The organism is Virgibacillus necropolis, assembly GCF_002224365.1.
GTDB lineage: Bacteria > Bacillota > Bacilli > Bacillales > Amphibacillaceae > Virgibacillus_F > Virgibacillus_F necropolis.
On the sequence record NZ_CP022437.1, the window covers coordinates 1,591,394 to 1,604,725 of the forward strand.

At 39.2% G+C, this 13,332-nt stretch carries 11 protein-coding genes; 9 read left to right on the forward strand and 2 right to left on the reverse strand.

Annotation, left to right across the window (positions count from 1 at the left end; all coding sequences use genetic code 11):
* Positions 1 to 17 precede the first annotated feature (17 nt).
* The 5 genes from pruA to CFK40_RS07385 all read left to right on the forward strand — a co-directional run bounded on the left by pruA (position 18) and on the right by CFK40_RS07385 (position 5,443).
* The gene (pruA, locus tag CFK40_RS07365; RefSeq protein WP_089531696.1) at positions 18 to 1,565 is read left to right on the forward strand and encodes an L-glutamate gamma-semialdehyde dehydrogenase; all 1,548 of its coding nucleotides are present in this window, start codon (positions 18 to 20) and stop codon (positions 1,563 to 1,565) included.
* Between the two features lie 36 nt (positions 1,566 to 1,601).
* The gene (locus CFK40_RS07370; RefSeq protein WP_089531697.1) at positions 1,602 to 2,759 is read left to right on the forward strand and encodes an aromatic ring-hydroxylating oxygenase subunit alpha; all 1,158 of its coding nucleotides are present in this window, start codon (positions 1,602 to 1,604) and stop codon (positions 2,757 to 2,759) included.
* 90 nt (positions 2,760 to 2,849) lie between these two features.
* Positions 2,850 to 3,191, forward strand: a complete 342-nt coding sequence (locus CFK40_RS07375; protein WP_227001891.1) for a Rieske (2Fe-2S) protein — start codon at positions 2,850 to 2,852, stop codon at positions 3,189 to 3,191.
* A 111-nt stretch (positions 3,192 to 3,302) separates the two neighbouring features.
* A complete protein-coding gene (locus CFK40_RS07380) occupies positions 3,303 to 4,553 on the forward strand; it encodes an NAD(P)/FAD-dependent oxidoreductase (RefSeq protein ID WP_227001892.1) in 1,251 nt (416 codons plus the stop codon).
* Positions 4,554 to 4,768: 215 nt separating this feature from the next.
* Positions 4,769 to 5,443, forward strand: coding sequence for a TetR/AcrR family transcriptional regulator (locus CFK40_RS07385; protein WP_227001893.1), 675 nt, complete (start codon positions 4,769 to 4,771; stop codon positions 5,441 to 5,443).
* 357 nt (positions 5,444 to 5,800) lie between these two features.
* On the opposite strand, the gene CFK40_RS07390 is transcribed toward CFK40_RS07385, so the two are convergent.
* Both CFK40_RS07390 and CFK40_RS07395 read right to left on the reverse strand, forming a co-directional pair.
* Positions 5,801 to 7,132: an FAD-dependent oxidoreductase gene (locus tag CFK40_RS07390; protein ID WP_089531699.1), complete on the reverse strand. Its 1,332-nt coding sequence runs from the start codon at positions 7,130 to 7,132 to the stop codon at positions 5,801 to 5,803.
* Positions 7,133 to 7,423: 291 nt separating this feature from the next.
* Positions 7,424 to 8,104, reverse strand: a complete 681-nt coding sequence (locus tag CFK40_RS07395; RefSeq protein ID WP_089531700.1) for an adenine nucleotide alpha hydrolase family protein — start codon at positions 8,102 to 8,104, stop codon at positions 7,424 to 7,426.
* Between the two features lie 597 nt (positions 8,105 to 8,701).
* Between CFK40_RS07395 and CFK40_RS07400 the strand changes: the two genes are divergently transcribed.
* Genes CFK40_RS07400 through CFK40_RS07415 form a run of 4 tightly spaced genes read left to right on the forward strand, consistent with a single transcriptional unit; the run spans position 8,702 to position 13,331 of the window.
* Positions 8,702 to 11,110, forward strand: coding sequence for a Na+/H+ antiporter subunit A (locus tag CFK40_RS07400; RefSeq protein WP_089531701.1), 2,409 nt, complete (start codon positions 8,702 to 8,704; stop codon positions 11,108 to 11,110).
* Positions 11,100 to 11,522 carry a Na(+)/H(+) antiporter subunit B gene (locus CFK40_RS07405; RefSeq protein WP_089531702.1) on the forward strand — a complete coding sequence of 141 codons (423 nt, stop codon included), beginning with the start codon at positions 11,100 to 11,102 and terminating at the stop codon, positions 11,520 to 11,522. The genes CFK40_RS07400 and CFK40_RS07405 overlap by 11 nt, the downstream gene beginning before the upstream one ends.
* A gap of 2 nt (positions 11,523 to 11,524) precedes the next feature.
* Positions 11,525 to 11,860 (forward strand): Na(+)/H(+) antiporter subunit C, encoded by a 336-nt coding sequence (locus tag CFK40_RS07410; protein ID WP_089531703.1) that lies wholly within the window; start codon positions 11,525 to 11,527, stop codon positions 11,858 to 11,860.
* On the forward strand, positions 11,853 to 13,331 hold the full coding sequence (locus CFK40_RS07415) for a Na+/H+ antiporter subunit D (RefSeq protein ID WP_089531704.1): 1,479 nt from the start codon (positions 11,853 to 11,855) through the stop codon (positions 13,329 to 13,331). Before CFK40_RS07410 ends, CFK40_RS07415 begins: the two co-directional genes overlap by 8 nt.
* Position 13,332: the final 1 nt, after the last annotated feature.

Sequence of the window (13,332 nt, forward strand, 5' to 3'; positions counted from 1 at the left end):
TTATAGGAGGTGTTTTTGTGCCTGTTGCACCATTCAAAAATGACGCACCAACAGATTGGGGAAACCCCGAAAATAAGGAAGAATTAAATAGCAGTCTAGAATTTGTTAAAACAGAATTGGGCAAAGAATATCCTTTAGTTATTGGAGGAAGGGAAATTTCTACTGAACATAAGCTGGCTTCATACAATCCGGCCTTGCATAATGAAGTGGTAGGCTATGTGTGCCAAGCTGGTAAAGATGATATTGAAACAGCGATAACGGCTGCTCGAAAAGCATATGAAAGCTGGAGTTCCGCGACTTTTCAGGAACGTGCACTCCATTTATTCAAAGCTGCGGAGATTATGAAGCGTCGTAAGGCCGAATTGATCGCATGGCAGGTATACGAAGCAGGTAAGAATTGGACAGAAGCCGATGGTGAGATCAATGAAGCAACTGATTTTCTGGAAATGTATGGGCGTAATGCGATAAAGCTTGAACAAGGACAAGAGCTTGTATCATTACCGGGGATTGAAAATCGTCTCGAGTATAAACCGCTTGGGGTGGGCGCCATTATTTCTCCGTGGAATTTCCCACTGGCGATTGTAACCGGTATGACGGTATCTGCCATAGTTACTGGTAATACCGTATTGTTGAAACCAGCTTCCTTGACACCGGTTGTGGCAGCAAAATTTATGGAAATTATGCATGAAGCAGATATTCCTGACGGTGTTATCAATTTTGTCCCGGGATCATCTGGTGAAATGGGTGATTACATGGTAGCACATCGGGATATTAACTTCGTCTCGTTTACCGGATCCAAAGAAGTGGGACTACGCATTGATGAAGTGGCACATACCAGAATACCAGACCAGCGCTGGATTAAACGTGTAGTCGCGGAAATGGGCGGTAAGAACGGCGTTGTTGTTGATGAGTCAGCAGATCTTGATGCCGCTGCCGATGGAATTGTTACGTCAGCATTTGGTTATCAGGGACAAAAGTGTTCTGCCGGTTCCAGGGCGATTATTCACGAAAACGTTTATGATGTGATGGTTAATAAAATTATCGAGCGAACGCAAGCGCTTCAAGTTGGATCTGGAAATGAAAACAATGCGATTGGCCCAGTAATTGATGAAAAAGCATTTAAGAAAATTAATGAATATGTTGAGATTGGAAAAAACGAAGGCATATTGGTTTGTGGGGGAGACAGTGATGATACGGAAGGTTACTATATTACACCTACCGTAATAAAAGATGTGACACCAGAATCACGTATTATGAAAGAAGAAATTTTCGGACCGGTGCTTGCAATCTGTAAAGTAGCAAATGTCGAAGAGGGCGTGGAAGTATATAACAACACCGAGTTTGGATTGACAGGGGCCTTATATACGAATAAGCGCGATCAAATCATGTATGCTCGTCAAAAAATGGATTGTGGTAATTTGTTTTTTAATGGTAAATGTACAGGAGCATTAGTAGGAGTACAGCCGTTTGGCGGTTATTACATGTCGGGGACAGGTTCAAAGACGGGTTGTATGGACTATCTATTAAACTTTGTGCAAGCTAAAACGTGTGCTGAAAACTTTTGATTTATAAATCTATTAAAAATAGGGAGGTCCTAAAGTATGAAATCAATTGAAGGCGGCTTTCCAAGTTACGCGAAGTTTGAAACTACGGCTCCAGGAAGTGATTATTATGATCCGGTTCATTTTCAAAAAGAGCTAGATAAAATTTGGTTTAAGACATGGTTACTTGCAGGAAGAGAAGAAGAAATTCCGAATAACGGGGACTACACTACGGTTCAGATTGCCCATGAGAATTTCATTGTCACCCGTGGATCAGATGGTCAGGTCCATTCTTACTATAATGTATGTCGGCATCGCGGTTCCCGCTTATGTACTGCAGAGTCAGGGCACTTCAGCAGAGGAAATATCATTTGTCCATATCATAGTTGGATGTACAGCGGGGATACCGGTGAATTGACAAAAGCGCCAAATATCTCAGACGAAGATGAAGGTTTTGATAAAAACTACCATTCTCTGGCAAAAATAAAAACAGAAACATGGGATGGATTTATTTGGATTAATGCTGACCCGGATGCTCCTTCACTACAAGAAAGCTTCAATCTGCCAGAATCATGGTCAATTTATGAAAATTATCAAATGCACAGACTGAAACTGGGAAAAACAGGAACCTATAACGTAAAAGCAAATTGGAAGTTACTAATGGACAATGCAGAGGAATGCTATCATTGCGGTACCATCCATCCGGAATTAAGCCGTGCCACCCCGCCAATGCAGCCCAGACAATGGGTTGACGATCAGGTGCCAGATACAAAGGTTATTAAACATGTTGGCGGTATGGAGTTACGACCTGGATTCGAGCGCGTAAATATAGACGGGGAAGCTTACCGTCCTGTTTTTCCGGGACTAACGGAAGAAGAAGAGCGTAAGATTTCCTATCTGCACATTTTCCCGCATTCCTATATCTGCATGGCTTCTGACTATGTGTTTATTGCGGCAATATATCCAGTTAAAGCAGACGAATCAGTGGTTAAGGGATACTGGTTGTTTGATCCAGATGTTTTGGCTAGTGATGATTCCCATATCCAAGATGCAGTTGAATTCTGGGATGCAACTTGTCAGGAAGATTGGCAAGCATGTGCACTCGCGCAGGAGGGAAATCAGTCAAGGTCATATAAAGACGGCGGTACTCTGACGCCAATCGATTGGCGAGTGGCAGACTTTAAGAAGTATGTGCAAAATGAACTTAAAAACAATTAAATTATAGACAGGGATATGGTGGTGGATATAGCTTCTAACATCACCATATCCCTCCTATCAACCCTAACTATCTGAGAAAGGAGAGAAAAAATGATGAATCAGGCAGGGAGTCTTCAATTAGAGGATAGTAAGTACACTTTTGTGGCACCTAGTGATTCAGTGAAAGAAGGTGAAATGATCGAAGTGTCCATTGGTAAAGAAACCGTTGTGGTGGCACGTGTGCATGGATCTGTACACGCGGTAGATGGTATATGTACGCATGCTTACTCCGAGTTAGTGGATGGTGAGTTGGAGGACCATTGTTTGTATTGTCCACTACACTTCGCCTGTTTTGATATCCGGAATGGTTCCGTAGTAGAAGGCCCTGCTGATGAACCTTTGTCTGTGTATAGTGTAATGGAACAGGATGGTTCCATATGGGTCAAAGGCTAGTATGTTTTAAGGAAATTATTAAGGGATAAATTGCCAAGTGCAACTCATCATCGTATGAGTTACAAGATAATGATAAATATTCTTATTTAAAGATGATTGGAGAGAATGAATTTGACTACTACTGCCAAACCTATTGTGATTATTGGAGCCGGTATAGCAGGAGTCCATGCCGCCGAAACGCTCCGTAATGAGGGGTATGAAGGTCGGATTGTGCTAGTAGACCGTGATACACAGCTACCTTATGATCGTCCACCACTGTCGAAGGAATTTATACTGGGGGAATTATCGGAAGCGGATATATCATTGCGCAGCAATGAAAGTTTGACAGCACTGCGTATTGAGCTGAAGCTAGGTGTTGAGATTGTCTCCATTGATGCGAAAAAGAAAATCGCAATTTCATCAGATGATGAAATACTAGAATGGGAAAAACTTCTATTAACTACAGGATCCAGTTTAAGGAAATTACAAGTAAAGGGCTCAGATCTTGAAGGAATACATTATTTGAAGACCTTGTCCGATGCGAAAGCGATACGTCAGAAATTGGACGGTATACAACAGGTTGCCATTGTTGGAGCAGGATTTATTGGTGCAGAACTTGCTTCCTCATTTAAAAAGCAGGGAAAAGAAGTGACAATATTAGAGCGCATGCCGTTGCCATTAGCCCACATTCTTGGTGAAGAAATGGGTGAGTACTTCCTTCAGCTACATCAATCTGAGGGTGTACATGTTATTACGGAGGATGCGGTTGTCCAATTTGATGGAACAACTCAAGTTGAAAAAGCTCTGACAGAGAAAGGGCGAATCATTCCGTGCCAGGCTGTTATTGTTGGGATTGGGGTTATACCAAATACATTTTTGTCCGATAAAGAGCTGCATGTTGACCGTGGGTATATTGTAAACGAATTTGGTGAAACATCGTTGCCAAACGTGTATGCTGCAGGGGATTGTGCGATGTGGCCATATCGGGGAGATAATATTCACATAGAGCATTGGGACCATGCAGTTAATCATGGCAAATGTGTTGCAAAAAATCTGCTAGGCGGAGAACCAATTTCCTATACTGCCATTCCTTATTTTTGGTCCGATCAATATGACCATCGTATACAATATTTTGGTCATACAAAGAATTGGGATTCCGCCGTATTACAGGGAAATATGGAAGATAAGCAATTTACGTATTTTTATTTAAATGAAAGTGGCGTAATAGATGCGGCCTTACTTGTTAATCAACCGAAAAATGCACTGGCAGTACGTCGATTGATTAAACAGCAACAATCGGTGGATTCTGATTTATTATCTAATCCGGAGGTGAATTTAAAAAACGTGCATGTACAAGAAAATGAAGATAAAGTGTCTTACTAACTTTTCTATTCCAAAAAGTAGAGTTAAGTAGCATTCACGAGAAAGAACGGTGAATGCTGCTTTGCTGTTTTACGGGTATTGTTCTAAGAAAGTCGTGCTAGTCTGTTTCTCCCTCTCATTTTTGTAATCTTGATTATATAAAAAAAAACCTTTATAGTAATAGAGGAGTTCCACTCAATGATTATAATTAAAGATAAAATTAAGAGGGGGATGGGATGGGATCGCAATTGACAAATAAAGAAATCCAAATGCAGCGGATGTGGCAATATTTTGTGGATGCTACGGTTGAGATTATTGACCAAAAGGGAATTGAGAACGTAACCATACGAGAAATTGCTACTAAGGCAGGATATAATAGTGCTACAATCTATAACTATTTTCAGGAAGTTTCTCACTTAATCTTTTTTGCAGCGCTAAAGTATTTAAATAAATATATTAAAGAGCTTCCAGAGCAGATGGAAAAGGGGGATAACTCTTTAGACAAGTACTTATTGAGCTGGGAAAGTTTTTGTAAACATTCCTTTGAAGAACCTGAGATATATTATGCTATCTTTTTAGCGAATTTAGGCGAAAAACCTGAGGAGCTATTAAAATACTATTATAATGTCTATCAATCCGACTTATTCGGGGATGTTACAGAAGATATAAAGACACTTATTGCAGAATATAACTTGTCAACAAGAAGTAGAAACGCACTGGATAAATCGGTTCAGGAAGGTTTTTTGACAAAGGAAACCGTTGCTGTTATTAATGAACGAACTGTATTAATATGGCAAGGTATGTTAATCACTATATTAAATAATCGCCGTCATCTGAATGCGGAAGAGGCAACAAATAAGACGATGCAGCATATAAAAGAGATTGTAAACAACTATAGATTAGCCAAGTAAGAGGCTTCGTTCATAACTGAAATGCATCCTTGGTCAAGGACACATTTTAAATAATGGACGGGGCTTTTTTAACAGGCAGATGGATCTAAATCCTAATTTCTCTCTTAATATATTGAGAAATTAGGATTTTTTTGGTCATTGTTATGTCTTACCGGATTATGTTTAAAAAGATAACTTCATGGTGGACGGCCTATATAGCTGGTATCTCTTCAACAAATTCGCCTCTATGTGGGAGAATCAAGTATCAAAATAATGTGGAATATAACCATACGATTTTCTGTTTTATCCCTGATGTATTTTGTGTGTTAACTTGATTCTTCAAGAAAAGGCCTTTTTCCCATTATTCATTTACTTTCATCATACACTTATATCAAATAAATTATTGAAGGACTCACTCATGACAGGGTGATTATAAACCTGATCTCTTAAATACGTGTAAGGGGCATCTAAATCCATTGCCAATTTTACCAAATTAATCAATTCGGGCGATTCAGGACCAAATAAGGTTGCACCTAAAATTTTTCCTGTTTTTTTGTCTACCACTGCTTTAAATAGACCACGTAGGTCATCTATCACATGTGCACGAGGGTGGGAAGCGATTGGTAGTGTACCTACAGCGACTTCATATCCTTGTTCTTCTGCCTCTTTCACTGTCAACCCAACCTTGGATAATGGTGGATCAATGAATACTGAATATGGGATATTTTTACGCGTGTTCAAGGACCGTTTTTTCTCCCCAAACAGGTGGTCCATGACAATACGGTAATCATCAAGGGAAATATAAGTAAATTGCATACCTCCTCGAACATCACCAAGTGCCCATACATTCGATACCGTTGTTTCCAAATTATTACCTACCTTGATTGCACCTTCCGCCGTTTGTTCAATTGTCGTATTCTCCAAGCCGAGATTATCCACATTTGGCTTCCGTCCTGTAGCGAGCAGTACTGCATTCGTTCTCAAGATTTCACCATTGGATAGTGATAGTGTGACAGTATCTTTATCTTCTTCTGTTATTTTTTCAGCCTTGCTCTCAAAAATAAATTGGATTCCCTTGATTTCCAATTCCTTCTGTACTTCAGTTGCGATTTCGCGGTCTTCATGAGAAAGAAGCACTGATTCTGGCATTACTACTGTTACTTCCGAACCAAAATTAGTATACATGGAGGCATATTCCAAACCTATATAACCTCCGCCAACGATTGTTAGTTTTTTTGGAAGATCTTTTCGATCGATTAAAGTTGTACTTGTATAGACCTTGTCCGATGAAAGATCTCCTTTCATAGGCGGAATATTACTGGTCGCTTCTGTATTAATGAATATGTGTTCCGCTGTTAACACTTCCTTCTTCCTATCTACTTCTATTTCTACTTCCTTATCCGAGCGAAATTTTGCTTCCGATTCATAAATAGTAACCCGATCATTACTAGCGAGATTTTTGTAATTTTTTTCTCGTAATTTTTCTACTACCCTATCTTTCCGTTCAATCGCGTCTCCATAGGGTATTTCCTCTAACCCATCATGGACAAGTATCTTTGTGGGGATGCATGCGATGTTGATACAGGTTCCACCATACATATTTGGATCCTTTTCAATCATCGCCACGTTCCAGTTTTTATTGGCAAGTTCCCCTGCTACTGTCTTTCCACCTTTTCCAAATCCGATTACTATTGCATCATAAGTTAACATATATATTCCCCTCTCTATATCACACGAATAATTTATTCTGTTTAAAACACAAGAATCCTTAATCTAGATTCTCATTCTTAAATATTATACCCGTCCAGGGTAAATTAAAACTAAATTTGATCTACTAACCTCAATTTGACAATTGGTTTCAAAAAGAGGTGTTACAATTATATTCTTGGAAGAGGATAAGGAGAATGGTCTATTGTTTGTTAATAACAGACGAAAAAAAGAGGCAGTCTCAGGAAACAAGCGAATGCGCTGTTTCTGAGAGAGCCTCTTTTCTTTGATGATTTATTTGACATTTGGTGGTTCTTTCATTTTTCCTGTAACAATATCATCGGTTATATGGACCTGACAGGTTTTTCCATTATTATTAACAAATTTAAACACACCATTGTTAAAGTCTGTCCCGATTTCTTTATAGAAAATACCCTCATAGAGATTTTGCTTCGATCGTGTGAAGCTAAGCCGATAGAAGTCCTCTTTATCCTTCTGCAAGAAACCACGTATCCCTTTCTCGAAGGTAGTATCATCTGTATTACTTTTCAGTGTACGGTCAATTGACACGATATGGATATCAATAAACGTCATGGCGCGTAATAAGACATTGACGAAAGAACCCTTTGTTATTTCTTCCCATCTGTTTTGCGGACTCTGACCAATGATAATTTGTGTAATGTTAAAATTGTGCGCAACTTCTGCGATTGCTCTGACAGAGGAACGTTTCTCGTTATCACGAACAATTAATTCGTCTACATCCAGTTCATCGCAAAGTTCTTTCCAACGCTCAATGTATCCGGACTTTTCTTCATCAAATTCATCGTAAGGGAGTGGGTCAACCGTTAATACGTATAACGGACAATCCATTATATTAGCTAATTTTTGACCACGCCTAATGAGTCGCTCACCGTTTGGACCATAATACACACAAACGAGAATGCTTTCATCCATGCGACCTCTTATCTTTCTCATGACGGCAATTTCACCTCTTTAATTGTTCGTATTCATTTTTTTAGCAGTTAAGAAAGTATAAATCCTTTCTTACTGCATAAGTGCAACTAAGGCTTGGCGATAAGCCAAGTTTTCTAATCTTTTAAACCGTATTATTTTATCATGCTGTGGGGCTTTCGTGAACCCCTTATATGATTTTTGTTTATTTTTACTTGAAGGTATGAGAATTTAAATGTGAAATGTTTTGGCGAGGCCTTGAAGTGTGAAGCGAAGTTTAATTTAGTGTATAATTATAATTGTGAAGTAATATACAATTACAATTATCCACTATATTAATAGAAGTACAAGTTGGATAACTTAAGTGTTGACCCCCGCTTATTATAATAAGCAAAAATCCAGCAGTTCAATCACTCAAGGTTGTTCGCGCCACGTTTTTTCTTTGAATGGCTCTATTATCTCTTTTGCAACCCGATAAGTCAAGAATTGTTGGGGATAATAGGTATAGTCTCACTCAGGCACTTTCTCTTTGTCAATTTTTGTGATAAATAAAGGAGTTTTTTAACTAAATGTTTTTGAAACTCCGGGCAATCTTAATGCTTTTTAAATGGAGGTTTGATTTTGGTATTTGTACTGACGACAATTATTATCCTATGTTTAGCTGTCGCACTTATTCAACTTCGTCATAAAAGAAATCCAACAACGGTACACATCGGCTGGTTTATTTTGCTTGTGCCTGCAACGTTATTTATCCTACTGACTAGTTATATTCCACAGATGGCCAATGGTAAAACACTTTTATTTACGATGAATTGGATTCCATCATATGACATTAATTTCACGTTCTATCTTGACGGGCTCAGTATAATATTTGGACTTATTATAACAGGAATAGGTGCCCTCGTAACGCTTTATTCCATTTATTACTTATCCACAAATGAAGCGCTAGGACGTTTTTATACATATTTACTTATGTTCATGGCGAGCATGCTTGGAGTTGTATTTTCCGATAACATGATGGTGTTGTATGTTTTCTGGGAACTAACAAGTATTTCATCGTTTCTGTTAATTGCTTTCTGGTACCAACGAAAAAAGTCAAGACAGGGAGCGCAAAAGGCGATGCTGATCACGATAACTGGTGGCATGTCAATGCTTGCGGGTTTCCTTATGTTGTATGGCATATCGGGAACATTTAGCATCCGTGAGATCGTTTCCGAAATCGCGCTGTATTCTGATCATGATTTATTTTTGCCAGCAATGCTATTAATTTTACTTGGTGCTTTTACCAAGTCAGCACAATTTCCGTTCCATATTTGGCTACCTGATGCTATGGAAGCCCCAACTCCAGTTAGTGCTTATTTGCATTCAGCAACAATGGTTAAAGCTGGAATCTACTTGGTTGCGCGTTTTACCCCTGTTTTTGGAGGGGAAGAAACATGGTTTTGGCTTGTAAGCGGTGTGGGCATAGTGACTCTATTTTGGGGGTCTTTTCAGGCTGTTCGGCAAACGGACCTTAAGGCGTTGCTTGCCTATTCAACCGTTAGTCAGCTTGGTATGATTATGAGTATGTTCGGGATTGGTTCTGTTGCGCTTCATACTGACTATTCCGGGGAGTCTGTTCTTTATACTCAAGCTGCATTTGCCGCCCTTTTCCACCTTGTTAACCACTCAACCTTTAAAGGAGCCCTTTTCATGGTTGTCGGGATTATTGACCACCGAATGGGAACACGTGATATTCGTAGGCTTGGAGGATTAATGGCATTAATGCCGGTAACCTTTACGATTACATGTATTGGTAGTTTCTCTATGGCAGGTTTACCGCCTTTTAATGGTTTTTTAAGTAAAGAGATGTTTTTTACTGCTGTTTTGAATATCAGCCATTTTGATGTTTTTTCATTGGAAACGTGGGGTATTCTTTTTCCAGTTATTGCTTGGACAGCTAGTGTTTTAACGTTTGTCTACTGCATGATTATTGTGTTCAAGACCTTCTTTGGTCCGTATCAAATGAAAAAATTAGAGCATCCCGTTCATGAAACACCTTCAGGCATGTTAATTGCGCCTGGAACGCTTGCATTATTCGTTATTGGCATATTCTTTTTCCCGAATTTACTTGGTGATTATGTGTTGCACCCAGCAATGAATAGCATTTTTCCTACATTTCCAAGTAGCGAATTGACTGTTCATATTGCTGCTTTTCATGGCTTTAATACGGAATTGTTGATGACGTTTGGAATTGTGATAGTAGGTACCTTGTTGTATGTATTCTTTCGTTACTGGAAAGGGGTTTACAAACTGTTTCCAGAAAAATGGTCATTTAACACATTATATAATTTTATCCTTGACCAACTGGAAAAAACATCAAATACTGTGACAAACCTTTATATGACAGGTTACCTTCGTGACTATATGACGTATATTTATCTTTTCTTTATTATCGCTACAGGTGGCGCACTGATTTATACGAAAACGTTCCTTTTTGAAATTACCGGCAATGCACCGATCACCATATTTGAGTGGATTATTGCAATGGTCATGATGGCTGCAGCGATTGCCATTCTTTTTGCACATTCACGGTTGACCGCAATTTTATTAAATAGTGCTCTCGGTTATGGCATTGCTATGTTCTTCGTTATCCTCCGGGCACCAGATTTGGCTCTTACGCAAACTGTAATTGAAACAGTGACGACAGTGTTATTCCTAGCAGCTTATTATTTCTTGCCTGAATGGAAAAAAGAGAATACAACGCGAAAGATAAAAGGAATTAACCTACTGATTTCGGTTTGCGTCGGGATTGTCTTTACGGTTGTTGCACTTGCTGTTCAAAACGGAAAATTGTTTGGCGCCATTTCAGGGTTCTATGAGAATGCGAAGGAACTTGCTGGAGGGAAAAACATCGTTAATACTATTTTGGGTGACTTCCGGGCGTTTGATACGATGTTAGAGGTTGTTGTACTTCTTATAGCGGGGATTGGTGTATATTCGTTTACCAAGCTGAAGGCTAAAAAGGAGGAGAAACAACTTGAAGATTAATAATGTTATTCTGCATATGGTATCGAAAATTGTCGTATTCATTATCTTGACATTAGCTGTGTATTTGTTTTTTTCAGGTCATAATAGTCCTGGAGGGGGATTTATTGGCGGTCTTGTCTTAGCCTCTGCTTTTGTATTGCTTTTTATTGTTAATGATATTGAAACTGTACAGAAGGGTATTCCATTTGACTTTAAACGGGTCGCAGCTCTTGGGGCGTTTCTTGTCGTCGGAACCGGGTTTGGATCCCTTTTATTTGGGGTTCCGTTTTTAAGCCAGTCTTTTGCTCACTTTGATCTTCCCATTTTTGGCGAAACGGAGCTTACTACTGTCACGATCTTTGAAGCTGGTGTCGCCCTGGTAGTAGTCGGTGTTGTTGTAACAATTATACTAAGTATTAGTGAGGATGTGTGATATTGGAAACGTTAATAACCATCCTATCAGGGGTTTTAGTAACAGTTGCTACCTATTTAATTCTTTCAAAAAGTGTGATGAGAGTCATTTTGGGAACAGCTATTTTATCCCATGCTGCACATTTGCTGATTATGACAATGGGGGGGTTAAAAACGGGTAGTGTTCCGATTCTGGGGGAAGGGGATAGCAATGTAGATGCGCTACCCCAGGCCCTTATTTTAACTTCGATTGTGATTAGCTTTGCAGTTACCGCGGTTTCACTTGTGCTGGCTTATCGTATCTACAAAGAAACAAAAACCGATGATCTTTATGAATTGAGAGGTTTTAAAGATGAATAATATTCTTGTGCTACCAATGGCTATCCCGGTTCTCGCGGGTATTATATTGATCTTTTTCAGGCCTTATATCAAGTTGCAAAGATGGATAAGCTTATGCGTCATGATAGTTAACGCGGGTATAGCTATTTATCTGTTAAATCGTATTCAAGCTGAAGGGATAGTAGGACTTAATTTTGGAGGTTGGGAACCACCGTTTGGCATTGTATTCGTAGCGGATTCTTTCTCCGCAATTCTTATTCTAACAACGAGTATTGTAGCAGCAATCTGTTTGCTTTATGCTTTTTCAACGATTGGCAAAGACCATGAAAACATGTTTTTTTATTCGTTTGTTAATTTCCTGGTAGCAGGTGTCAATGGTTCGTTTTTAACTGGAGACCTTTTTAATCTTTATGTCTGTTTTGAAGTGATGCTTGTGGCTTCTTATGTATTGCTCGCATTAGGAGGAAAAAAAGTTCAATTAAAGGAATCTATCAAATATGTTGTCATTAATGTGATATCCTCATGGTTTTTCCTTGTTGCGATCGCTTACCTGTATGGTATGGTTGGCACATTGAATATGGCACATCTATCAGAGCGGATTGCAGAATCAGGACAAACACCACTGTTAACCACGATAAGTATTGTGTTTTTAACTGTTTTCGCTTTGAAATCTGGCCTTTTGCTTTATTATTGGCTTCCAGGATCCTATAGTGCACCACCGACAGCTGTTGCCGCTTTATTTGGAGCCCTGCTGACAAAAGTTGGTGTTTATGCAATGTTCCGTGTGTTTACCTTACTCTTTTATCACGAACTTTCCTTTACTCACACAATAATCGGAGTATTGGCGGGCTTAACACTAATTGGAGGTAGCATAGGAGCAGTTGCATATAGAGATATCAGACAGATTATCTCATATAATGTGATCATTGCCATTGGATTCATTTTAGTCGGGTTGGCTATAGCAACGCCAGAGGCAATCGAAGGATCTATCTATTATCTGGTACACGATATGATTGTAAAAGCATTGCTGTTCCTGCTTGCAGGTTCAATGATTATGTTGACAGGTACTGCAAGAATAGATTACATGAGCGGTTTGATACGAAATTATCCACTACTTGGCTGGATGTTTTTCATTGTGATGCTTTCACTAGCGGGTATCCCCCCGCTAAGTGGCTTTATCGGAAAAGTATTAGTCGGACAGGGAGCTGTCGAAACTGGATCCTATCTGCTGCTTGCGCTTGCTTTTCTATCCAGTATAGTCGTCCTATATTCGCTATTACGCGTTTTCTTGAACTGTTTCTGGGGTGAAACGATTATTAGTGAGGAAGATGAACGCCCACAGAAAAAAGGGTGGTTAATCCCGTGTGCTATCTTAACCATTGCAACTATTGGGCTAGGATTAGGTGCGGAATCACTTGCCCCTTATGTAAGTAACGCTGCCGATACGCTATTAAATCCTGATAAATATATAGATGCGGTTTTATATGATTAAT